At 60.5% G+C, this 23,069-nt stretch carries 21 protein-coding genes; 9 read left to right on the top strand and 12 right to left on the bottom strand.

Annotated elements, in window-relative coordinates; all coding sequences use genetic code 11:
* Nucleotides 1–28 precede the first annotated feature (28 nt).
* Genes AC4PS7_RS22745 through AC4PS7_RS22735 form a run of 3 tightly spaced genes read right to left on the bottom strand, consistent with a single transcriptional unit; the run spans nucleotide 29 to nucleotide 2,532 of the window.
* Nucleotides 29–799, bottom strand: coding sequence for a MetQ/NlpA family ABC transporter substrate-binding protein (locus AC4PS7_RS22745; protein WP_492179754.1), 771 nt, complete (start codon nucleotides 797–799; stop codon nucleotides 29–31).
* 51 nt (nucleotides 800–850) lie between these two features.
* On the bottom strand, nucleotides 851–1,525 hold the full coding sequence (locus AC4PS7_RS22740) for a methionine ABC transporter permease (RefSeq protein WP_010207814.1): 675 nt from the start codon (nucleotides 1,523–1,525) through the stop codon (nucleotides 851–853).
* Nucleotides 1,525–2,532: a methionine ABC transporter ATP-binding protein gene (locus tag AC4PS7_RS22735; protein ID WP_010207815.1), complete on the bottom strand. Its 1,008-nt coding sequence runs from the start codon at nucleotides 2,530–2,532 to the stop codon at nucleotides 1,525–1,527. The genes AC4PS7_RS22740 and AC4PS7_RS22735 overlap by 1 nt, the downstream gene beginning before the upstream one ends.
* 73 nt (nucleotides 2,533–2,605) lie before the next feature.
* Between AC4PS7_RS22735 and katE the strand changes: the two genes are divergently transcribed.
* The gene (gene katE / locus AC4PS7_RS22730; RefSeq protein WP_306413610.1) at nucleotides 2,606–4,939 is read left to right on the top strand and encodes a catalase HPII; all 2,334 of its coding nucleotides are present in this window, start codon (nucleotides 2,606–2,608) and stop codon (nucleotides 4,937–4,939) included.
* Between the two features lie 98 nt (nucleotides 4,940–5,037).
* On the opposite strand, the gene AC4PS7_RS22725 is transcribed toward katE, so the two are convergent.
* From AC4PS7_RS22725 to AC4PS7_RS22710, 4 genes are read right to left on the bottom strand one after another with little or no spacing between them, the layout of a single operon-like run.
* Entirely contained in the window at nucleotides 5,038–5,757 is a 720-nt protein-coding gene (locus tag AC4PS7_RS22725) for a PA5502 family lipoprotein (protein WP_038452470.1), read from the bottom strand.
* Between the two features lie 37 nt (nucleotides 5,758–5,794).
* Nucleotides 5,795–6,583 (bottom strand): zinc ABC transporter permease subunit ZnuB, encoded by a 789-nt coding sequence (gene znuB, locus AC4PS7_RS22720; protein ID WP_010207821.1) that lies wholly within the window; start codon nucleotides 6,581–6,583, stop codon nucleotides 5,795–5,797.
* On the bottom strand, nucleotides 6,576–7,361 hold the full coding sequence (znuC, locus tag AC4PS7_RS22715) for a zinc ABC transporter ATP-binding protein ZnuC (protein WP_010207823.1): 786 nt from the start codon (nucleotides 7,359–7,361) through the stop codon (nucleotides 6,576–6,578). Before znuC ends, znuB begins: the two co-directional genes overlap by 8 nt.
* Entirely contained in the window at nucleotides 7,361–7,843 is a 483-nt protein-coding gene (locus AC4PS7_RS22710) for a Fur family transcriptional regulator (RefSeq protein WP_010207825.1), read from the bottom strand. Before AC4PS7_RS22710 ends, znuC begins: the two co-directional genes overlap by 1 nt.
* 58 nt (nucleotides 7,844–7,901) lie before the next feature.
* Here AC4PS7_RS22710 and AC4PS7_RS22705 point away from each other — a divergent pair, with 58 nt between their 5' ends.
* The gene (locus AC4PS7_RS22705; protein ID WP_021491401.1) at nucleotides 7,902–8,831 is read left to right on the top strand and encodes a zinc ABC transporter substrate-binding protein ZnuA; all 930 of its coding nucleotides are present in this window, start codon (nucleotides 7,902–7,904) and stop codon (nucleotides 8,829–8,831) included.
* Between the two features lie 102 nt (nucleotides 8,832–8,933).
* On the opposite strand, the gene AC4PS7_RS22700 is transcribed toward AC4PS7_RS22705, so the two are convergent.
* Both AC4PS7_RS22700 and AC4PS7_RS22695 read right to left on the bottom strand, forming a co-directional pair.
* Nucleotides 8,934–9,887, bottom strand: a complete 954-nt coding sequence (locus AC4PS7_RS22700) for a homoserine kinase (RefSeq protein ID WP_010207829.1) — start codon at nucleotides 9,885–9,887, stop codon at nucleotides 8,934–8,936.
* 56 nt (nucleotides 9,888–9,943) lie between these two features.
* Entirely contained in the window at nucleotides 9,944–10,234 is a 291-nt protein-coding gene (locus AC4PS7_RS22695; protein WP_010207830.1) for a DUF2782 domain-containing protein, read from the bottom strand.
* A gap of 74 nt (nucleotides 10,235–10,308) precedes the next feature.
* On the opposite strand from AC4PS7_RS22695, the gene polA reads away from it, so the two are divergent.
* Nucleotides 10,309–13,086 (top strand): DNA polymerase I, encoded by a 2,778-nt coding sequence (polA, locus tag AC4PS7_RS22690; protein WP_010207831.1) that lies wholly within the window; start codon nucleotides 10,309–10,311, stop codon nucleotides 13,084–13,086.
* Between the two features lie 269 nt (nucleotides 13,087–13,355).
* Here the strand turns inward: polA and yihA are convergent, their stop codons facing one another.
* Complete coding sequence (gene yihA, locus AC4PS7_RS22685) at nucleotides 13,356–13,997, bottom strand: ribosome biogenesis GTP-binding protein YihA/YsxC (protein ID WP_010207832.1); 642 nt, start codon at nucleotides 13,995–13,997, stop codon at nucleotides 13,356–13,358.
* A 192-nt stretch (nucleotides 13,998–14,189) separates the two neighbouring features.
* Between yihA and AC4PS7_RS22680 the strand changes: the two genes are divergently transcribed.
* The 6 genes from AC4PS7_RS22680 to AC4PS7_RS22655 all read left to right on the top strand — a co-directional run bounded on the left by AC4PS7_RS22680 (nucleotide 14,190) and on the right by AC4PS7_RS22655 (nucleotide 19,762).
* Entirely contained in the window at nucleotides 14,190–14,492 is a 303-nt protein-coding gene (locus tag AC4PS7_RS22680; RefSeq protein ID WP_021491398.1) for a c-type cytochrome, read from the top strand.
* A 34-nt stretch (nucleotides 14,493–14,526) separates the two neighbouring features.
* Nucleotides 14,527–15,153 (top strand): c-type cytochrome, encoded by a 627-nt coding sequence (locus AC4PS7_RS22675; protein WP_010207834.1) that lies wholly within the window; start codon nucleotides 14,527–14,529, stop codon nucleotides 15,151–15,153.
* 168 nt (nucleotides 15,154–15,321) lie between these two features.
* On the top strand, nucleotides 15,322–15,957 hold the full coding sequence (gene dsbA, locus AC4PS7_RS22670; RefSeq protein ID WP_010207835.1) for a thiol:disulfide interchange protein DsbA: 636 nt from the start codon (nucleotides 15,322–15,324) through the stop codon (nucleotides 15,955–15,957).
* A gap of 10 nt (nucleotides 15,958–15,967) precedes the next feature.
* Nucleotides 15,968–16,846 carry an endonuclease/exonuclease/phosphatase family protein gene (locus AC4PS7_RS22665; protein WP_010207836.1) on the top strand — a complete coding sequence of 293 codons (879 nt, stop codon included), beginning with the start codon at nucleotides 15,968–15,970 and terminating at the stop codon, nucleotides 16,844–16,846.
* Nucleotides 16,843–18,897: a GGDEF domain-containing protein gene (locus tag AC4PS7_RS22660; RefSeq protein WP_042571121.1), complete on the top strand. Its 2,055-nt coding sequence runs from the start codon at nucleotides 16,843–16,845 to the stop codon at nucleotides 18,895–18,897. The genes AC4PS7_RS22665 and AC4PS7_RS22660 overlap by 4 nt, the downstream gene beginning before the upstream one ends.
* Nucleotides 18,898–18,985: 88 nt before the next feature.
* A complete protein-coding gene (locus tag AC4PS7_RS22655) occupies nucleotides 18,986–19,762 on the top strand; it encodes an N-acetylmuramoyl-L-alanine amidase (protein WP_010207840.1) in 777 nt (258 codons plus the stop codon).
* On the opposite strand, the gene AC4PS7_RS22650 is transcribed toward AC4PS7_RS22655, so the two are convergent.
* Together AC4PS7_RS22650 and algB are read right to left on the bottom strand one after the other, a co-directional pair.
* On the bottom strand, nucleotides 19,759–21,546 hold the full coding sequence (locus AC4PS7_RS22650) for an ATP-binding protein (protein WP_069672986.1): 1,788 nt from the start codon (nucleotides 21,544–21,546) through the stop codon (nucleotides 19,759–19,761). The two genes, AC4PS7_RS22655 and AC4PS7_RS22650, sit on opposite strands and share 4 nt — an antisense overlap.
* Nucleotides 21,547–21,556: 10 nt before the next feature.
* Nucleotides 21,557–22,903, bottom strand: coding sequence for a sigma-54-dependent response regulator transcription factor AlgB (gene algB / locus AC4PS7_RS22645; RefSeq protein ID WP_010207843.1), 1,347 nt, complete (start codon nucleotides 22,901–22,903; stop codon nucleotides 21,557–21,559).
* Nucleotides 22,904–23,069: the final 166 nt, after the last annotated feature.

Raw genomic sequence — 23,069 nt, 5'->3', positions numbered from 1 at the left:
TCTCCAGTGTTTGGGAGATCGAGTCAGATCAGAACGCCGGCTTGATCGCGCCTTTGTACTTCTCTTCGATGAATTTCTTCACTTCAGGCGTGTGCAGGGCAGCAACCAGCTTCTTCACGGCGTCCGAGTCTTTGTTGTCTTCGCGCGTCACCAGGATGTTCACGTAAGGCGAGTCGCTGCCTTCGATGACCAGTGCGTCCTTGGACGGATCCAGCTTGGCTTCCAGCGCGTAGTTGGTGTTGATCAGCGCCAGGTCGACCTGGGTCAGCACGCGCGGCAGGGTGGCGGCTTCCAGTTCGCGGAACTTCAGGTTCTTTTCGTTCTGGGTGATGTCCTTGATGGTCGACAGGATGTTGGTCGGGTCCTTCAAGATGATCAGGCCATTCTTGGCCAGCAGCAACAGCGCGCGGCCGCCGTTGGTGGCGTCGTTCGGGATCACGACGTTTGCGCCGCTAGGCAGCTCGTCCAGCTTCTTGTACTTGCTGGAGTAGGCGCCCAGGGGTTCCAGGTGCACGGCGCCGACGCTCACCAGGTGAGTGCCCTTGGCCTTGTTGAACTCATCCAGGTACGGCTGGTGCTGGAAGAAGTTGGCGTCCAGGCGCTTTTCAGCGACTTGTACGTTCGGCTGCACGTAGTCGGTGAAGACTTTGACCTGCAGGTCTACGCCTTCTTTGGCGAGCGCAGGTTTCACGAATTCCAGGATTTCCGCATGAGGCACCGGCGAAGCTGCGACCGTAATGGTCTCGGCGTGGGCGGAAAACGCGGCAACGGCGGCGAAAGCAACCAGTAGTTTTTTCATCCAACAAGCTCCTTGTTCGGGCATGTACCGGCTTGCGGCCGGCAATGGCCGTTATTTTCGAGAAAAGTGCACCACCAGCTTGTCGCCGACGGTTTGCAGAATTTGCACCAAGATCAGCAGCATCACCACGGTGACCACCATCACATCGGTCTGGAAGCGCTGGTACCCGAAACGGATCGCCAGGTCACCCAGGCCACCGGCACCGACGACACCGGCCATCGCCGTGTAGGACACCAGTGTAATCGCCGTCACCGTAATCGCCGCGAAAATGCCGGGACGGGCTTCGGGCAGCAAGGCGTTGGTGATGATCTGGCGCGTGCTGGCGCCCATGGATTGGGTGGCTTCGATGATGCCGCGGTCCACTTCACGCAGGGCGGTTTCCACCAGCCGCGCGAAGAACGGCGTTGCGCCCACGACCAGCGGTGGAATCGCCCCCGCCACACCCAGCGAAGTGCCGGTGATCAGTACGGTGAACGGGATCATCACGATCAACAGAATAATGAACGGCAGCGAACGCAGGATATTCACGATCAGCGACAGCAGCGCGTACAAGCCTTTCTGTTCGAACAGTTGGCGCGGGCTGGTCAGGAACAACAGCACGCCCAGCGGCAGACCGAGCACCACGGTGAAGAACAGTGAGCCGAACAGCATGGTCATGGTGTCGCCGGTGGCGAGCCAGATTTCGGACCAGTCGATATTGGCGAAGAAACTCAACAGGACGTCCATTAGCGCAGGATCTCCATGTGGACGTCAGCGGCGGTGAAGCGCGCAAACGCGGCTTCCATGTCGCCACCGGTGACGGCGAGGGTCAATTGCCCGTAAGGGATGTCTTTGATGCGGTCGATACGGCCGGCGAGGATGCTGTAGTCCACACCCGTTTCGCGGGCGACGGTGCCCAGCAGTGGCGCGTAAGTCGCTTCACCCTGAAACGTCAGGCGCACGATGCGGCCGGGTACGTGGGCGAAGTCGTCGCGTTGCTCGTTTTCGTCGACCTGCTCGGACTCTTGCACGAAGCGTTTGGTGGTCGGGTGCTTGGGGTGCAGGAACACGTCGGCCACCGAGCCTTGCTCGACGATCACGCCGGCGTCCATCACGGCCACCTGGTCGCACACGCGGCGGATCACGTCCATTTCATGGGTGATCAGCACGATGGTCAGCTTCAACTCGCGGTTGATCTCGGCCAGCAGCTGCAGCACCGAGGCGGTGGTCTGTGGGTCGAGGGCGCTGGTGGCTTCGTCGCACAGCAAAATCTTTGGCTTGGTCGCCAGGGCGCGGGCGATGCCGACGCGCTGCTTCTGGCCACCGGACAACTGCGCCGGGTACTTCTTGGCGTGGTCCGACAGGCCGACACGAGCGAGCAACTCTGCAACGCGCTGGTCGATCTCCTTGCGCGACAACTCGCCGGCCAGGGTCAGCGGCAGCGCCACGTTGTCGGCGACGGTCTTGGACGCCAGGAGGTTGAAGTGCTGGAAGATCATCCCGACCTGCTGGCGGAAACGGCGCAGGCCGTTGGCGTCCAGCGCGGTGACTTCTTCGCCGTCGACCGTGATCTTCCCGCCACTCGGTTCTTCGAGGCGGTTGATCAGACGCAGCAGGGTGCTTTTACCCGCACCAGAGTGGCCGATCAGGCCGAACACCTGGCCGTTTTCGACACTCAAGCTGGTGGAGTGCAGCGCGGGAATATCCTTACCGGCGACGCGGTAAGTTTTATGGACGTTTTGAAACTCGATCACGTAGCGAACCTTGTGGGGCGCATGGAAAAGGGATCAGCGGTTAGCCGGGCGCGCATTTTAGCCTGTCCGTATAGTGTTTCTTAGCATTTATTTCGCATTCAACCAGCGATTTGGCAATAACGCGATCAAAGGTCATAAAAAAGGAACGGCCCAAAACCCCATCAGTCACTACTTAAGCAACTCGATTTCCCAGGTGCCGTGCCTGGGGTTTTGCTCAAACGAGCCGGGGACCGCTCTGGCCACTTTGAATAAGGAGTTTTGTCTGATGAGTACCAAGAAGCCAGCCACCCCGCTGAAGAGTGAACTCGCGGGTACCGATACCCTGGACCGTGGCAACACCAACGCCAAGCTGCAGGCCCTGGAAGAATTCCGCTCCGATGCGACCGGCCAGGCCCTGCGCACCAACCAAGGCGTGAAGATCTCCGACAACCAGAACACCTTGAAAGTCGGTTCCCGTGGCCCATCGCTGCTGGAAGACTTCATCATGCGTGAAAAAATCACGCACTTTGACCATGAACGCATCCCGGAGCGCATCGTGCATGCCCGTGGCACCGGCGCCCATGGTTATTTCCAGACGTATGAGAACCATTCGGCGCTGACCAAGGCTGGGTTCCTGCGTGATCCTGGGCATAAAACCCCGGTGTTCACGCGCTTTTCCACCGTGCAGGGTCCACGTGGCTCGGGTGATACGGTGCGTGACGTGCGCGGTTTTGCGGTTAAGTTCTTCACCGAAGAAGGCAACTTCGACCTGGTGGGCAACAACATGCCGGTATTTTTCATTCAGGACGCGATCAAGTTTCCTGACTTCGTGCACGCCGTAAAGCCTGAACCACACAATGAAATTCCTACCGGCGGATCGGCGCACGATACCTTCTGGGATTTCGTTTCGCTGCAGCCCGAATCCGCTCACATGGTGATCTGGGCGATGTCTGACCGCGCCATTCCAAAGAGCCTACGCAGCATGCAAGGCTTTGGCGTGCATACCTTCCGCCTGGTGAATGCCGAGGGTCAATCCAACTTCGTCAAATTCCATTGGCGCCCTACCGCAGGCACCTGCTCGCTGGTGTGGGACGAGGCGCAAAAGCTGGCCGGTAAAGATACCGACTACCACCGTCGTGATCTCTGGGAAGCCATTGAGATGGGCGACTACCCCGAGTGGGAATTGGGCGTGCAGGTTATTCCCGAGGATAAGGAACATGCATTCGACTTCGATATTCTCGACCCGACCAAGCTGATTCCGGAAGAGCTGGTGCCGATCACGCCGTTGGGCAAGATGGTGCTGAATCGTAACCCGGATAACTTCTTCGCAGAAGTCGAGCAGGTCGCGTTTTGCCCTGGCCATATCGTGCCGGGTATCGACTTCTCCAATGACCCCCTGCTGCAAGGCCGTCTGTTTTCCTACACCGATACACAGATCAGCCGACTGGGCGGCCCGAACTTTCACCAGTTGCCGATCAACCAGCCCGTGACGCCGTTGCATAACAATCAGCGTGATGCCATGCACCGCAGCACCATCGACAAAGGCCGTGCGTCCTACGAGCCGAATTCGATTGATGGCGGCTGGCCTAAGGAAACCCCGCCGGCGGCACAGGATGGTGGCTTCGAGACTTATCCGGAGCGTATCGATGCCCACAAGATCCGTGAGCGCAGCGAGTCGTTCGGCGATCACTTCTCTCAGGCGCGCCTGTTCTTCCGCAGCATGAGCAAGCACGAGCAAGAGCACATCATCGCGGCTTATAGCTTTGAGTTGGGCAAGGTGGAGCGTGAGTTCATTCGCGCGCGTCAGGTCAACGAGATCCTGGCCAATATCGACCTGGAACTGGCCAAGCGCGTGGCACAGAACCTCGGGCTGCCAGCGCCGACTAAAGGCACCGTGCCGGAGCGTCAAACCAAGCCGGAACGTTCGCCGGCATTGAGCCAGGCGAACCTGCTGCCGGGCGATATCAAGACCCGCAAGGTCGCGATCCTGGCAGCCAATGGCGTGGACGGCGTAGCGATTGCCGCGCTGAAAAAGGCACTGGAAGCAGAGGGTGCGCACGCCAAGTTGCTGGGGCCCACCTCGGCGCCGGTGAAAACGGCCGATGGCAAGAGCCTGCCAGTGGATGCGTCGATGGAAGGTATGCCGTCCATTGCGTTTGATGCGGTGTTTGTCCCTGGCGGAAAGGACTCGGTGAAAGCCTTGAGCGGTGATGGGGTGGCGTTGCACTTCCTGTTGGAGGCGTACAAGCACCTGAAGGCGATTACCGTTGCCAGTGACGCCAAGCCATTGTTGGACCTGCTGAAGCTTGAGGTGGATGCGGGGCTGATCGTGGGGTCGGATGCCAAGGCGTTCAAGGCGTTTTTTGCCGCCATCGGCCAGCATCGGGTTTGGGATCGTGAGCCTAAGGCTAAGGCGATTCCGGCTTAAATCATTGGCTGTTTGTTAGATCGTCATCGCAGGCAAGCCAGCTCCCACACTTGAATGTGTTCACACTTCAAATGGGAACTGGCTTGCCTGCGATGCTTTTATTCCGCCTTGCGCGGAATCAGCACAACTTGCGCAGGAATATTCTTCAGAATCTGACGGTGAATCTTCAGGTCATAGTCCGAATCGATACGCTTCACCCGTTTGGTCAGCAACGTGGCCAGCCACGGGTAATCCTCTGTGCGCGGCGCCTGGATGCTCACGTCGCACTGGTAATTCACCACGTCGGTGGCAATTGCATCCAGCTGGTGTCGCAGTTCTTCGATATGGGTCAGGTTCAGCGCCACGGTGGTGCTGGGGGCTGCCGGGTCGATGACTTTGGCCGCGGGTTTGGCTTCGGCGGCTTTCAGGGCGGCCTCGGCTTGGTCCAGCTCGGCTTTGCGGGCGTGAGTGATGGCGCTGTTTACGCCACCGGTCAGCGCCGGGGCCTTGGGCATCAGGGCGCGGGCACGGCTCAGTGCGGTGGCGGCGGCGTTTACGTCACCTTTTTGCAGCACGATCTGGCTGCGCTGCAGATAGGCTTCGGCCAATTGACGCTGGTAGGCCTCCAGCGCCGGGTCGTTCGGCGACTGGGTCTGCAGTGCTGCCAGTTGATCTTCAGCGGTGGCCAACTCGCTGCTGGCCAGGTTTTGTTCCAGCTGCGCGATGGCCGCAGCGCGAGCGTCCGGGGCCTCGGGGGCGGCGGGCGGTGTGCTTTGACAGGCGCCCAGCAGCAGGGAAAATGCGGCAAGGAGCAGATAACGGGAGGTGAACGGCTTCATTCCTGCGACTCTCTATTTGCGCAAAAAGCGAGCAAGTCTACACCCCTCGACGGGGCAGGACAAAACTCAGCAAAAACAGGGCGGCGGCCGTGACCACAATCGATGGCCCGGCCGGCGTGTCCTTGAACCAGGACAGCGCCAAGCCCCCGCACACTGCAAGCATCCCCAGCAGGCTCGCGCCGATCGCCATCTGCTCCGGCGAACGGGCATGGCGCTGGGCGGCGGCTGCGGGAATGATCAACAGCGACGTGATCAACAATACGCCGACAATCTTCATCGCGACAGCAATCACCACGGCGATCAACAACATCAGGGCCATGCGCAGACTCGGCACAGGCAGGCCTTCGACCGTGGCCAGCTCTTCGTGCACGGTAATCGCCAGCAATGGGCGCCATAGCGCGACCAGCAACACCAGCACGGCGGCGCTGCCGCCGAGGATCCAGGCCAGGTCGGTGGTGCTAATGGCCAGCAGGTCGCCGAACAGGTAGGCCATCAGGTCGATGCGCACTTCGTGCATGAAGCTCAGCACCACCAGGCCCAGGGACAGGGTGCTCGGTGCCAGGATGCCCAGCAAGGTGTCGGAGGCCAGCGGCTGGCGCTGTTGCAGGGTCACCAGCAGCACCGCCAGCAACAGGCAGCCCACGGTCACGGCGATGGTCGGGCTCACATCCAGCAAGAAGCCCATGGCCACGCCCAGCAGCGCCGCGTGGGACAGGGTGTCGCCGAAATAAGCCATGCGCCGCCAGACCACGAACGAGCCCAGTGGGCCCGCCACCAGTGCCAAAGCCAAGCCTGCCAGCAGGGCGTAGAGCAGAAAATCAGCCATGCTTGCAGCTATCTCCATGAACGTGGGTGTGAGGGGCGGCGGGATCGTCGACCACGGCGCCATGCAAATCGTGGGCGTGGTCGTGATGGTGGTGGTAAATCGCCAAGCTTTGGGCGTTCTTACCGAACAGCTCGACGAACGCCGGGTCGCCGCTGACCTGCTCCGGGTGTCCGGAGCAGCACACGTGACGGTTGAGGCATACCACTTGGTCGGTGGTGCTCATCACCAGGTGCAAATCGTGGGAGACCATCAGTACGCCGCAACCATGACGGTCGCGCAGGCGGGTGATCAGGCTATACAGCTCGGCCTGGCCGGCGACGTCGACACCTTGCACCGGCTCATCCAGCACCAGCAGTTCCGGCTCGCGCAACAAGGCTCGGGCCAGCAGTACGCGCTGCATTTCGCCGCCGGAGATGCTTTGCACCGGGCTGTCGATCACCTGTTCGGCGCCGACTTCCTTTAGCGCAGCCTGGGCGCGGGCGCGGTCCACGCCCGGCACCAGGCGCAGAAAGCGCAGCACGGACAGTGGCAGGGTCGGGTCGACGTGCAGCTTCTGCGGCATGTAGCCGACGCGCAGCTTGGGTTTGCGCCACACGCTGCCGGTGTCGGGCTTGAGCAGGCCGAGTACGGCGCGTACCAGGGTGGTCTTGCCGGCGCCGTTGGGACCGATCAGGGTGACGATCTGCCCAGGTTCCACGCTCAGTGCGATGTTATCCAGCACGTGTTGCCCGGCGAACGTGACCCCGACCTGTTCCAGGCGGATTAACGCGTTGCTCATCAAACCCCCTGGCAACCCGAGCACAGGCCGACCACTTCGACCGTTTGCCCTTCGACCTGAAAGCCGACGTCGGCAGAGCTCTTGATGATGGCATCGCTGATGCTTTTTTGTTCAAGCTCGATGGCGGCGTGGCACTCGCGGCAAATCAGGAACTGGCCCTGGTGTGCGTGTTCCGGGTGGCTGCAGCCGACAAAGGCGTTCAATGAGGAGATGCGGTGCACCAGGCCGTTTTCCAGCAGGAAATCCAGGGCACGGTACACGGTCGGCGGTGCGGCGCGGCGGCCATCTTGCTCGCTGAGCACGCCGAGAATGTCGTAGGCGCCCAGCGGCTTGTGGCTCTGCCACACCAGTTCCAGCACGCGGCGACGCAGGGCGGTCAGGCGCAGACCCTTCTGTGTGCACAGGGTCTCGGCCTCCGACAGCGCGGTATGCACGCAGTGAGAGTGGTCGTGGGGACGGCTGGCAAGCGGTGTTTTAGGCATGAGCGGCGACAGATATTTGATAGAGACGTTATTATGTTACCCGTTCCTACGCCATTGAGTGGTCATCGTGTCCCGACTTTTTCCCGTTTTTGTCGTATTTGTCACCAGTTTGTTCATCACTGGCGCCGCTCAGGCCGAGGTCAAGGTACTGACCAGCATCAAACCGTTGCAGCTGATTGCCGCGGCTGTGCAGGATGGCGTGGCCGTTCCCGAGGTGTTATTGCCGCCGGGTGCATCGCCGCATAACTATGCGCTGCGTCCATCCGACGTACGGCGTGTGCAGTCGGTGGACCTGCTGTACTGGATCGGCCCGGATATGGAGAGTTTCCTGCCGCGCGTGCTGAAAGGTCGTACGGCTACGACAGTGGCAGTGCAGGATCTGCCAGGCATGAAGTTGCGTCGTTTCGCTGAAGATAACCACTCCCACGCCGATGATGCCGACGAACACGACCATGATCACCGCCCAGGCAGCCTGGATGCGCACTTGTGGCTGTCGACCGTCAACGCTCGGGTGATCGCTGCGCGCATGGCTGCTGACCTGGCTGCCGCCGATCCGGCCAATGCCGCGCGTTACCAGAGCAACGCTAAAGCCTTCGACGAGCGCCTGGATGCTCTGGATGCTCGCCTGAAAGCCCGCTTGGCGCCGATCGATGGCAAGCCTTATTTCGTGTTCCACGAAGCCTTCGATTACTTCGAAGAGGCTTACGGGCTTAAGCATGCCGGCGTGTTCAGCGTGGCTGCTGAGGTACAACCCGGCGCCCAGCATGTGGCGGCGATGCGTACGCGTTTGCAGGAAGTCGGCAAGACATGCGTGTTCAGCGAGCCGCCGTTGCGTCCGCGCCTGGCGGAAACGCTGGTCTCCGGTCTGCCGGTGAAGCTGGCGGAGTTGGATGCGTTGGGCGGTTATACCCCGGCTACCGCTCAGGGCTATGAGCAGGTGCTGGAGAAGTTAGGCAATGATTTGGCGGGTTGCCTGGAGTCGCTCTGACCTGTGGGAGCTGGCTTGCCTGCGATAGCGTTAGGTCAGCCAGCATCTCCGTTGCAGACCCGCCGCTTTCGCAGGCAAGCCAGCTCCCACATTGATCGAGTTTTATAGGGCGAACGGCAGTTGGATAGTCACTTGCTGACGCTGCACCAGCCGATGCTCGAACTCCGCCGGGTCATGGATCAACACGTCCTGCCCGGCGAACGACTCAGCCGCGATCAGGCGTGACAACCAGAATCGCACGCACGCCACGCGCAGCATCGTCGGCCATAACTCGGCCTCCTTGGCGGTAAACGGCCGCAGGCTCGCATAAGCCCCCAGCAATGCCCGGGCGCGTTGCCCATCGATCACGCCATCCGCGTCCGAACACCAGTCATTCAAGGCAATCGCCACGTCGTACAGCATCGGGCCGGAGCAGGCGTTATAAAAGTCGATCAGGCCGGTGAGGTGCGTGCCTTCGAACATCGCGTTATCGCGGAACAGGTCGGCGTGCACATTGGCGCGTGGCAGGGCAAGGATCCCAGCCTTGTGGGCTTCGATCTCGCTCAGTGCGTCCTGCAGCAGGCGCTGCTGTGCATCGTTCAGATGCGAAATCAGCTGCGCGCCTTCGCTGAGCATCCAGTCCAGGCCGCGATCGGTCTTGCGTTCCAGCACCTTTTCGCCCTGTGTTGCCAGGTGCAGATGGCCTAGCAGCTCACCGACCTGGGCGCAGTGTTGGGCGTTGGCCTCCTTGATGTGCTTGCCGGCCAGGCGCGGTTGCAACAGCGCCGGCTTGCCTTTCAGCTCGCGCAGGGCCACGCCATCGGTAGTGCGCAGCGCGTAGGGCACTGGCAGGTCGGCGTCGTGGAGCACGTCGAGCAGTTCGATGAAGAACGGCATTTCCGCGACCGGACCGCGTTCAACCAGGGTCAGGACGAACTCGCCCTGCTCCAGGCTGATAAAGAAATTGGTGTTTTCGCTACCGGCGGCAATCCCCTGGAAGTCGATCAGGCGGCCGAGCCCGTAAGGGGCGAGAAAGGTTTCCAGCTCGGGCCGAGCCAGGGGGGTGAACACAGACATGGTTAAAACTGCCAGTACGGGCGCCGCGGTGTGCGGCGCCAATTGAAGTTAAGAAATCATTTCCATTCGAAGATCTTCCATGACGGGATCAGCATATCCGGCTGGTCAGAGCGGATGAAGTTCGCGTCGGTTCCGTCCGCGCGCACCAGGAAATACGGGGGCGCACCCTTCGGGGTGACCTTGATTGCGTACAGAAAGCCGTTCTGGCGGTACTCCTGGATAGTCTTGTCACCTTCCGTGCGAATGGTCACTTCCGGATCACCCCCAGGCGCATCGTCTGCCGCCATGGCAGCCATCGGGGCGAGTGCGATCAAGCCGGTCAACAGCAGGCGTTTGAATGTACGCATGATAACCTTGTCCCTTTGTCGTCATTGGTCCGGCTATTCTAGCGCCTGACCCGCCGAAAAGGTTGATTCTGCTCATGAGCCAAGCACCCCTCGTCCTGGTGGACGGTTCTTCCTATCTGTACCGCGCGTTCCACGCGTTGCCACCGCTGACCACCTCCAAAGGCCTGCCCACCGGCGCGGTCAAGGGCGTGTTGAACATGCTCAAAAGCCTGCGCAAGCAGTACCCGAACAGTCCGTTCGCGGTGGTGTTCGACGCCAAGGGTGGGACCTTTCGCGATGAAATGTACGCCGAATACAAGGCCAACCGCCCAAGCATGCCTGATGACATGCGCCTGCAGATCGAGCCACTGCACCAGAGCGTGATCGCCCTGGGCTTCCCGTTGCTGTGCGTCGAGGGGGTCGAAGCCGATGACGTGATCGGCACTCTGGCCCGCAGCAGTGCGGCCGCTGACCGCCCGGTGGTGATTTCCACCGGGGACAAGGACATGGCACAGCTGGTCGACGGGCACATTACCTTGGTCAACACCATGACCGGTAGCGCGATGGACATCGAGGGCGTGAAGGAGAAATTCGGTGTCGCTCCCGAGCAGATCATCGACTATCTGGCGTTGATGGGCGATTCATCCGACAACATTCCAGGCGTTCCGGGCATTGGTCCGAAAACCGCTTCCGGCTTACTTGTCGGCGTGAATGGCGGCATCAAAGAGCTTTATGAGCAGTTGGACATCGTACCGTCCCTGCCTATTCGTGGCGCCAAAACGCTGCCCGCCAAGCTGGAAGAGCATCGGGAGATGGCGTTTCTTTCCTACCAGTTGGCGACGATCAAGTGTGATGTGCCATTGGATGTCGGCCTGGATGACCTGCACCTGATCGAGCCGGATCGCGAGAAGCTGCTGGAGCTGTACACGCTGCTGGAGTTCAAGAGCTGGTTTGATGAAATCCAGCGCGACGCCAAGCGCGTAGAACTCAAGGCGGCCCCTGCAGTTGAAGCCGTTGTTGAAACAGTGGCGCCAACAGAGGCGAGCTACACCACCATCCTCGACCAGGCGACCTTCGATATCTGGCTGAAAAAGCTCAACGAAGCGACGTTGTTTGCTTTCGATACCGAAACCACCGGTATCGACGCCCAACAGGCGCAGTTGGTGGGTGTTTCCTTCGCCGTCCAGCCCCATGAGGCGGCCTACATTCCGCTGACCCATTCCTACATAGGCGCGCCGCAGCAGTTGGATCGCGACACCGTGCTCCTGGCCCTCAAGCCACTGTTGGAAGACCCGACCAAGCTCAAGGTCGGCCAGCATGCCAAGTTCGACATGAATATCCTGGCCAACTGCGCCATCGGCGGCGACCCGGCACACGGCATTACCGTGCGCGGCATCGCCTTTGACACCATGCTCGAATCCTATGTGTTGAACTCCACCGCAACACGGCATGACATGGACAGTCTGGCCAAGAAGTACCTGGACTACGACACCGTCGCTTTCCAGGACATCGCCGGCAAGGGCGCCAAGCAGCTGACGTTCGACCAGATCGCGTTGGAGCAGGCTGGCCCGTATGCGGCGGAAGACGCCGATATCACCTTGCGCCTGCACCAGGAGCTGTTTGCACAACTTAGCGCGATCCCGAGCCTGGCGAGTGTGCTCACGGATATCGAAATCCCGTTGGTGCCGGTGCTGGCCCGTATCGAGCGTCAGGGCGCACTGGTCGACAAGGATCTGCTGGGCATCCAGAGCATCGAGCTGGGCAACAAGATGGTCGAACTGGAGCGACAGGCGTTCGAGATCGCTGGCGAGGAGTTCAACCTGGGCTCGCCCAAGCAACTTGGCGCGATCCTTTACGAAAAGCTCGGCCTGCCGGTACTGAAAAAAACCGGCAAGGGCCAAGCCTCTACGGCTGAAGAGGTGCTGGCCAAGCTAGCCGAGGATGATTACCCGCTGCCAAAGGTGCTGATGCAGTACCGCAGCATGAGCAAGCTCAAAAGCACCTACACCGACCGGCTGCCGGAGCAGATCAACCCGCGCACCGGGCGCATCCACACCTCTTATCACCAGGCGGTGGCTGCGACCGGGCGGTTGTCCTCCAGTGATCCGAACCTGCAGAACATTCCGGTGCGTACCGCCGAAGGGCGGCGGATCCGTCAGGCGTTCGTCGCGCCCAAGGGCTACAAGCTACTGGCGGCGGACTACTCGCAGATCGAGCTGCGGATCATGGCGCACCTGTCCAAGGACGAAGGCTTGATGAATGCCTTCCGCGACAACCTGGACGTGCACACCGCTACGGCGGCCGAGGTGTTCAAGGTTGAATTGGGCGACGTCACTTCGGATCAGCGTCGCAGTGCCAAGGCGATCAACTTTGGCCTGATCTACGGCATGGGGGCGCAGAAGCTGGGCAAGGACATTGGCGTCGATACCAAGACCGCCAAGGCGTATATCGATGTGTATTTCGCCCGTTATCCTGGCGTTCGCGAATACATGGAGCGCACGCGTGCCCAGGCGGCTGATCAAGGTTATGTCGAAACGTTCTTCGGCCGTCGCCTGTACTTGCCGGATATCAACTCCAACAAGCCCCAGGAGCGCGCAGCGGCAGAGCGTACCGCGATCAACGCGCCGATGCAGGGTACGGCGGCGGATATCATCAAGAAGGCCATGGTGCGGGTGGACAATTGGCTGACCGAATCCGGGCTAGATGCCAAAGTGATCCTGCAGGTGCACGATGAACTGGTGGTTGAGGTGCGTGAGGACCTGGTGGCGCAAGTCAGCGAGAAAATCCGCGAGCACATGAGTGCTGCTGCGCAGTTGGACGTGCCGCTGCTGGTGGAAGTGGGCGTGGGCAACAACTGGGACGAAGCGCACTGATTGCCGGGCTCTGCCATCACCTTGCGTGGTGGCAGAGTGCTTTAGTCCGAAAGTCGCCGTCGGTTATTTCAAATAGATTTTCGAACCTGCCGGAACTTAACCCGTGAATTGCTACTCAGAGTTACTGAATGGGTGGTGAAGCCCTTCAATGCTCCTATGTTGTGTTAAGTGTTGGCAGATATCTGGACCCCGCCCTAGCGGTCCGGAACTTGAACCCCGAACTTCCCCTCCCCATACGAAGTCCGGGGTTTTTTTTGCCTGCAGAAAAGTTACTCGGCCAATTCCGCGCCCTTGTCGGCCAATTCCATCCAGCCTGCCAACACGGTGTAGGCCTCTTCCAGACCCATGCGTTTTGGCGCCGAGAACAGCTGGATAGTGATCGCATCACCCCAACCTTTACGGATTTCGGACTGCACTTTGAGCAGGGTGTTCTTGGCCGCGCCGTAGGTCAGCTTGTCGGCCTTGGTCAGCAGGATGTGCATCGGCATGCCGCTGGCGACGGCCCAATCGAGCATCAACAGGTCGAAGTCGGTCATCGGATGGCGGATGTCCATCATCAGAATCAAACCCTTCAAACTCTCGCGGCCGCCCAGATAAGCTTCCAGGTGACGCTGCCAGTGCAGCTTCAGCGGGATAGGTACTTTTGCGTATCCGTAGCCCGGCAGGTCGACCAGACGCCGATCATCGTCTAGCTTGAAGAAATTGAGGAGTTGCGTGCGGCCTGGGGTTTTTGAGGTGCGTGCCAGGCTGGCGTGGGTCAGGGTGTTCAGCGCGCTGGATTTGCCAGCGTTGGAACGACCGGCAAAGGCGACTTCAAAGCCTTCGTCATCGGGGCATTGGTCAACTTTGGCGGCGCTGAGCATGAACGTGGACTGTTGGCACAGACCGAGGATGGGATTCTTGAGTTGCATGAGATTTCCGATGTGGGCGGTGCCGAAAAAGGGTGCGGCAAGCGGTGTCGTTTCCGTTTCAGTAGCGCCAGTATATAATGCCGCAGATTTTGTGTGTGCTTTGTCCCAGCGAAGGATGAAGTTCACGGGAGCGATAGACCTTTATTGCGCATTAGAACGCAAAACGCTCTCAAACCCTGAAATGGTCGACGTATGACCAAGTGGTTGCTCGCTATCGGTGTCCTGGTCCCGCTTTACAGCGCTCAGGCTACACAGGATCCGGAAGCGGTGTACAACCGAGTTTGCGTGGCTTGCCATGCTGGCCAGTTGCCCAGCGCCCCCAGACGGGGTGACCAGGCAGCCTGGGCGCCAAGACTGGCGCAGGGCATGGACACGCTGGTGCAACACGTGACCCAGGGTTTCAAGGCAATGCCGCCGCGTGGTTTGTGCATGGACTGCAGTACTGAGGATTACCAGGCCATCATTGAATTGATGGTGAGTAAACCCGGTAGATAACTCTTAAACCCCTTAGCCGTAGTTGGATTAGCTGATGAACAAACTGATCGTGAGTCTGCTGTTGACCTTGGGCATCACAGGCGCTGCCGTCGCTGCAGAGGGCCCCCTCAAAGGTGATGCCACTGCCGGTCAAGCGAAAGCCGCCGTATGTGGTGCTTGCCATGGACCGGATGGTAACAGCCCGGCGCCGAACTTCCCCAAACTGGCCGGCCAGGGTGAGCGTTACCTGACCAAGCAACTGCACGACATCAAGGATGGCAAGCGTACGGTCCTGGAAATGACCGGCTTGCTGACCAACCTCAGCGATCAGGACCTGGCAGACCTCGCGGCTTATTTTGCCAGCCAGAAAGGCAGTGTGGGAGCTGCTGATCCGAAACTGGTGGCCCGTGGTGAGAAACTGTTCCGCGGCGGTGACCTGGAGAAAGGCCTGCCTGCCTGCACCGGTTGCCACTCGCCCAATGGCGCGGGCATAGCGGCCGCCGGCTTCCCGCACCTGAGCGGCCAGCACGCTACCTACATCGCCAAGCAGCTGACCGATTTCCGCAAGGAAGAGGCAGGGCGAGCCAATGATGGCGACACGGCAATCATGCGCACCATCGCTCGCAAACTGAGTGATGAAGACATTGCGGCGGTCTCCAGCTACATCCAGGGCCTGCACTAAGGTGCATGTAACGTTAACACTCGATTAATCCCGCGATGCAAGCATAAAAAGGGTGGCCCAGGCCGCCCTTTTTTGTGGCCGGTGCCGTTACACTAACGAACTCATGCCCGCGTAGACCTGTCACAACAAAGGTCGCGTGAGGCGACTTTATTTGTCCAGGAGTAAAGCATGCGTAATCTGATCCTCAGCGCCGCTCTCGTCACTGCCAGCCTCTTCGGCATGACCGCACAAGCTGCCGACGTGCCGCTTGAAGCCGGTAAAACCTACGTTGAATTGGCTAACCCGGTTCCGGTTTCGGAACCTGGCAAGATCGAAGTGGTGGAGCTGTTCTGGTACGGCTGCCCGCATTGCTACGCCTTTGAGCCGACCATCAACCCATGGGTTGAGAAACTGCCCAAGGACGTGAACTTCCGGCGCATCCCGGCTATGTTCGGCGGCCCATGGGATGCCCACGGCCAGTTGTTCCTGACCCTGGAAGCCATGGGTGTGGAACACAAGGTCCACAACGCGGTATTCGATGCGATCCAGAAGCAGGGCAAGCGCCTGACCAAGCCGGACGAAATGGCTGACTTCGTCGCCACCCAAGGTGTAGACAAGGACAAGTTCCTGGCCACCTTCAACTCCTTCGCCATCCAGGGCCAGATCAAACAGGCTAAAGAACTGGCGCAGAAGTACGGCGTGCAGGGCGTACCGACCATGATCGTCAATGGCAAATACCGGTTTGACCTGGGCACCTCCGGTGGTCCTGAGCAGACCCTCAATGTTGCCGACCAACTGATCGCCAAAGAGCGCGCAGCCAAGTAAGGGGCCCGTCATGCGCCGCTGGGGTACCGAACGTGTGGTTGGCCTGCATGATCCGCAGGTCAACGAACATCACCTGGAATCCACGGGCCTGCCGGCAGACAGCCGCCTGCGCCTGCTGAGCTTCAATATCCAGGTAGGCATCAGTACCGAAAAGTACCGGCATTACCTCACCCGTGGCTGGCAGCACCTGCTGCCCCACAACGGGCGTGCCGGCAACCTGCAAAAGATCGGCAAGCTGTTGAACGATTTCGACCTGGTTGCCTTGCAGGAAGCCGACGGCGGCAGCATGCGCTCCGGTTACATCAACCAGGTGGAGCACTTGGCCCAGCTCGGTGCCTTCCCTTACTGGTACCAGCAACTCAATCGCAACCTCGGGCGTCTGGCGCAGCACAGCAATGGCGTGCTGAGTCGCTTGAAGCCCTCGGCTATCGAAGATCACCCGCTGCCAGGCCCCAAGGGCCGGGGTGCGATCCTCGTACGGTTTGGCGAAGGCCCGGAAGCCTTGGTGGTGGTGATGATGCATCTGGCGCTGGGGGCTCGCACCCGCACCATGCAACTGGCCTACATCCGAGAGCTGATTGGCAATTACAAACACCAGGTGCTGATGGGGGACATGAACACCCACGCCAGCGACCTGCTGCAGAATTCTCCGTTGCGCGACCTCGGGCTGCTGGCGCCGCAAGCCGAAGCCACGTTCCCCAGCTGGCGTCCGCAACGCTGTCTTGATCATATCCTGCTCAGTCCTACCCTCACACTTGAGAGTGTGCAGGTGCTGGCGCAGCCCATCTCCGATCACCTGCCGGTCGCGGTAGAGATTCGTCTGCCGGGTTCGCTCACGGCTGATGCATTGCCCGCGTTGAGCCCCGGCCCTCGCGGACCCCTTGCATGAGCGACGACGCCCAGCGCTGGAAAGAAAAATACCTTAAAAGCATCGAGCAACAAGAAAAGCTCGAACGCCGTTGGGCCGCCCGCCTCGACCTGCTGCGCCGTGGGCTGGTGCGCAGCACCCTGGCCGCTGAAGGCACCGACCGCGCGGTTGACCAATGCATGAAGGAAATGCGTGACGTTGTCCGCACTGATGATATGGACGCCGCCCTCGCCGCCTTGCTGCCGCGCCTGGAAAAGGCGGTGCTGGATTCAGAGCAGCGCCGCGAAACCCGAGTCGACCAGATCAGTACCGCGCTGACGGCCTTGGTCACCCAGCTGCAAAAACTGCCATTACCGCGTGAAGTGGCCCGGCCACTGAAAACGTTCGCCAAGCAGTTGGACGGTCGGGTCAGCCAGGCACGTGAGATCCCTTTGCTGCTCAGCGAGTTGAGCGGCCTGCAAGGCCAGGCGCTCAACAACCTGGAGCCGGATGGCGATACCGCGCGTTCGGGGCCGGGGCTTTTACAGCGCCTGTTTGGTTCCAAGGACGTCGCGAATGAGGTGGTGGCAAACGAACCGACACCTCGCCCGGCCCCGCAGCCTGCGCCGACCAAACCAGCCGCTGCCGAGGCACAGCCGCCCGAGCAATCCGAGGAACTGAAGCAAGCGTTGCGCGCCTTTACGCCACAGCCTCAAGAAACGGTCGCCCCTGTCATTGAGCACGCCGCGCCCATCAAGGTGGCTGACGCCTCCAGCGAAACGTTCGTCTACGAAGCCCCGCCTCGCTCCGCACCCATTGAAACACCCGTAGCGCGTGTCGAGCCCGAGCCCGAGCCTCAAGTCGAAGCGCCTGCAACGGAAAGCGCCCTCGCCGCCTTCATCGAAACACCTGAAATTCAGGTCGAAACCCCGGATGAGACTGCCATTGGCAGTCTGTCGCTCCCTCCGGTGCTGGAGGTCGAGGAGCCTGATCCCGACGAGCTGCAAGCGGACGGCACCTATGCCTTGCCCGACTCGCCGGAGCCGTCCTACAGCTCCGTGGCCAAACACATCGAGGACACCCTGCTCGGCCTGCTGGAAGAGCTCTCGCTGCCCGAACGCCACCGGCCGCAGGCCGAAGCGATGCGCGAACGCCTGGCCCATGGCCTGAACTGGTACGAGCTGCTGCCTATCCTTGATGACTTGGCGGTGTTGATGCTGGCGATCACCGACAGCGGCCAGCATGAGTTCGAGGCTTACCTCAAGCAGCTTAACGAGCGCCTAGAAGCATTCCAGGGGCACCTGCAGGTTGCCAGCGATGGCCACGCCGATAGTCGCTCCGCGGCCCGCGAGCTGGACACGCAGATCCGCGAACAGGTCGATGGCCTGCAAAGCAGCGTGCAGGGCGCGGCCGACCTGGACAGCCTCAAGCACGTACTGGAGAGCCATCTCGAAGGCCTGCTCGGGACGATGGACGAGCACCAACAGCAGCGTGACCAGCGCGAGCAGGAAACGGCAGCGCGTTTGAAAGGCTTGGCCGAGCGCGTTGCCAATATGGAGCAGGAGGCTCAGGGCTATCGCGAGCATCTGGAGGTCCAACGCCAGAAAGCCTTGATCGATCCGCTCACTGGGCTGCCCAACCGCGCAGCCTGGAGCGAGCGCCTCGATCAGGAGGTCAACACTTGGCACCAGCGTGGCAACAGCCTCTCGCTGGCGATGCTGGACCTGGATCACTTCAAGCGCATCAACGATGGCTATGGTCACTTGGCGGGTGACAAAGTGCTGAAAATCATCGCCAACGTACTGCGCAAGCGTCTGCGTTCGACCGACTTTATCGCGCGCTTTGGTGGGGAGGAGTTTGTATTGCTAATGCCGGACTCATCCCTGACGGATGCGCTGGCGGCGGGCGAAGTATTGCGCGCAGCGATTGAAGCGTGCCCGTTTCACTTCAAGGGCGAGCCGGTGACGATCACCGTTTCAATGGGTGTGGCGCAGTTCCAGCCGGGAGAGCGCAGTGACCTGGCGCTCAAACGTGCTGATGAGGCGTTGTATCGGGCCAAGGCGGCGGGAAGGAACCGGGTGCAGCCTGCCTAAAAGATGTTCCATTTTGTAATTTGACGGTCGGGTCACAAAGGGTACGTTACACTGTTGCATTATCGTCTTCAGTGTACTGTCTTCCGCCATGAAATCCTTGTACTTCGCCTTTGTGTTTCTTCTGCTTGCAGGTTGTGCCAGCGGCCCGCGCATGGACACCAGCCATCCTTCGGTGAATCACGACAATCGCGTGCAGTTCGTGATTGTCCACTACACCTCCACCAACCTTGAACGCTCCCTGGCATTGCTCACCCATGGCCAAGTCAGCAGCCATTACCTGATCGGCGACGATGCCTCCGGCACCATCTACAAGCTCGTTGATGAGAGTCAGCGCGCCTGGCATGCCGGCGAAAGCGAATGGATGGGGCGCACCTGGCTCAACTCCAGCTCCATCGGCATCGAGATCGTCAATCCTGGCTACAAAGACACCCCGACCGGTCGCGTGTGGTACCCGTACTCGGAGGCGCAGGTTAAATCCCTGGTGGTGCTGCTCAAGGACATCAGCAAGCGCAACGGCATCGATCCCAAGAACATCATTGGCCACAGTGACATCGCACCGTTGCGCAAACTGGACCCGGGCCCTTTGTTTCCCTGGAAGCGCCTGGCCGATGAAGGGTTGGGCGTATGGCCGAATGCCCAGGCTGTTGCGCGGTTCCAAGTGCAATATGCCGCTGAGCTGCCGAGCATCACCTGGTTCCAGGAAGAATTGGCACGCCTGGGCTACCAGACGCCCCAGACCGGCGAACTGGATGTCGCCACGCGTCATGTCATTGCGGCGTTTCAGATGCGTTTCCGGCCGTCACTCTTCGACGGCACACCGGATGCGGAAAGCGCCGCAATCCTGCGTGCGTTGAACCGAAATTAAAGCGGCAACGCCATATAGAATTGAGTGCCCTGCCCCGGCCGCGAATACACGCCCATGCGGCCGCCGTGCAGTTGCACGATTTCCTTGCACAGCGCCAGGCCCAGGCCGGCGCCACCTTTCTTGCGGCCCACCTGGACGAACGGCTCGAAGATTCGTCCCTGTTGCCCATAAGCGATGCCTTCGCCGTTGTCCTCGACGCTGACAATCACTCGCTCGCCATGACGGCGCGCCTGCAGGCGAATCTGCCCACCGGCCGCCGTGTGGCGCAGGGCGTTGCCCAGCAGGTTGTCGAGCACCCGTTCCAGTTGTGCCTGGTCCGCATACAAGCGGGGCAGGTCGGATTGGGCTTCTACCAGCAGTTCGATGTTTTGCGCATTGGCCGGCTCGACGAAGCGCGCACGGGCGTGTTCCAGCAGGTCAGTCACATCGCATGGCCCCAAGGTGAGTTTCTGCAGGCCGTTCTGGTAGCGCGAGAAGTTGAGCAGGTCATTGATCAACTGCATCAGGCGTTGCATTTCTTCATTGACCGTATCCAGCAAATCCGCTTCACGGGACTCCGCCGGAAACTTCGCACGCTCGCGGAACAGCCCGAAGGCCATGTGCATTCCGGTCACCGGCGTACGCAGCTCATGGGAAGCGCGTAGTACAAACTCGCTGCGTACCCGTTCGAAGGCGCGTTGTTCGGTGACGTCATGCAGCACCATCACCGCACCGAGAATATGCCCCTGGGTATGACTGACGGGGGTCAGGCTGTAGGTCAGCAGGCGCAATTCACCTTCGACCTCCACCTCCAAATCCTCCGGCGCTCGCTCCAGGCTGCCGCCACGCAGTACCAGTTGCAGCTGCTCATCCAACTCGGGGCGTACCAGTGCTTCGCCAAGGCCTTGACCGAGGCGTTCCTCATCCCAGCCCAATTGGCGCTGGGCTACAGGGTTGAGGTGTTCCAGGCGGCCCTGACGGTCGATCATCAGCAGGCCATCGTCGATGCTGTCGAGTACAGCTTGCAGGCGCTGTTGGCCGGCCAGCAGTTCATCGACATTGGTCGCCTGATGCTGGCGCAACGCTTCGGCCATGATGCCGAACCGGCGGGTCAGTAGGTTCATTTCTGCTGCGGACGAGATCGGCAGCGTCACTTCGAAATCGCCCTGGCCGATCTTGTCGGCGGCTTTGGCCAACGCTTCGATCGGGCCGCCGAAACGCCGGGCAATGCCGTGGGCTGTGACAAATCCAATGATTAACACCGCAAGCCCCACCAATCCCAGCAAACCGGCGATCAGCAAAGCGCGCTCGCGAGACTTGTGTTCGCTGTTGCTGATGTTTTCCAGTGCCTGCTTGTGCTCGTTGATCAGGCCATTGCGCAAGGCATTGAAGGTTTCAGTGAGCTTTTCCTTGGCGCCTGGAGGGGGCGTCGGTTGCTGGGATTCGTCAAACGCATCCAACAGGTCCTGATACTGGCTTCGGGCCAGGCTGAATCCACTCCCACGATTGTCGCGCTGTTCATGGGCAATGCCCTGGTCCAGCAGGTCGAAGTAATGTTGCTTGGAGGCTTTCAGTGCCTCGGGGTCGGGGCGGTCCTCCAGCATCATGATCAATTGATCGCCCAGGCTCTGGCGTAGCTTCAGCCCCAGGTCCAGTGTAATGAAGTTGCTGCGAATCAGGGATTCCTGGGTCTTGGCCATTTGCATGACGCTGACCAGGCCCAGGATCAAACCCAACAGGGCGACCGTGATCAACGCTGAGATACTCAGGAACAGCCGAGTGCGCAGCTTCATCGCTAACTTCATAAGGTACAGCTCACAGGTTGTACTGTTTGCGTTTGCGGTACAAGGTCGACGCGTCGATGCCCAAGGTGCGGGCTGCCTGGTCCAGGGTGTCGCTGGTGGCAAGTACGGCGCCGATATGGGCTTTTTCCAGCTGGTCCAGGCTCAGCGCCGCGCCAATGCGTGGCGCGTTGTTGCCAGGCTGCTCGGCCATCCCCAGGTGGGTGATTTCCACCTTCTCTTGCGGGCAAATGATGCTGGCGCGCTCCACCACGTTACGCAGCTCGCGGATATTGCCCGGCCAGCGGTAGTTGAGCAGTGCTTCACGCGCTTCATCACTGAAACCGCGCGCGGGGCGAGCGTATTCCTTGACGAAGCGTGCCAGGAAGCGGTCGGCCAGGGTCAGGATGTCTTCACTGCGCTCGCGCAGCGGCGGCAGGTGCAAGGTGATCACGTTGAGGCGGTACAGCAAGTCTTCGCGGAAACGGCCGTCGCGGACCATGTCTTCCAGGTTCAGGTTGGTGGCTGCAAGGATGCGCACATCGGCGCGGCGGGTGACCGGGTCGCCGACGCGTTCGTATTCCTTGTCCTGAATAAATCGCAGCAATTTGGGTTGCAACGTGAGGGGAAAGTCGCCGATTTCGTCGAGAAAAAGCGTGCCGCCGTCTGCCTGGTTGACGCGGCCCAAGGTGCTTTCACTCGCGCCGGTAAATGCACCGCGGCTATGACCAAACAATTCACTTTCCATCAACTCTGCCGTCAGCGACGGGCAGTTGATGGTGACGCAGGATTTTTTCGAACGCTTGCTCCAGCCGTGAATAGCGCGGGCCAACTCGCCTTTACCGGTGCCGGATTCGCCCAGGATCAGAATGTTGGCATCTGTGCCGGCCACCTGGCGCGCGGTTTCCAGCACCACCATCATCGACGGGCTGTGGGAGTCGAGGCCGTCTTTCGGCTGGCGTACTTCGCCCTCAAGGGCTTCGAGGCGCGCGGAGAGCTGACGCACTTCCAACTGCTTGGCGGTGGCCAGGCGCAACTGGTCGGGGCTGCAAGGCTTGACCAGATAGTCGGCAGCACCGGCCTGGATGGCATCAACGGCGGTATCGACTGCCGAATGGGCGGTGACAATCACTACGCGCATCCATGGCGCCTGGATTCGCATCTGAGCCAGCACATCCAGGCCGTTGTCTTCGCCCAGTCGCAGGTCGAGGAAACAAAGGTCGAAGACCTGGCGCTGCATCAGGGCATCGGCCTGGGCCGCGCTGTTCGCAGTGGCAACGGTGTAGCCTTCATCTTCCAGGCAATAGCGGAAGGTGCGGAGGATCGCGGACTCGTCATCCACTAAAAGAATGCGGCCTTGAAGTTCCTTGGCTGATTCCATCTGTCCCGCGCTCCTTAAACTATGAATGATGGTGTTTAGTCCCGTAATAATCGGGCAAGTTGCATGGTTTATTCTGATCGATAAAAGGCCGCGTCGCGCAGATATCTGCATCCCTTTCTACAAAGCCCCGCTTGATGGCGTTTCATGCCGTCTTGCTACTTCGGCA

The sequence above is a fragment of the Pseudomonas sp. DW-iso3 genome (assembly GCF_058725305.1).
The sequence above is the reverse complement of the archived record's forward strand: the minus strand, read 5'-3'. Positions and strand labels throughout refer to the sequence as shown.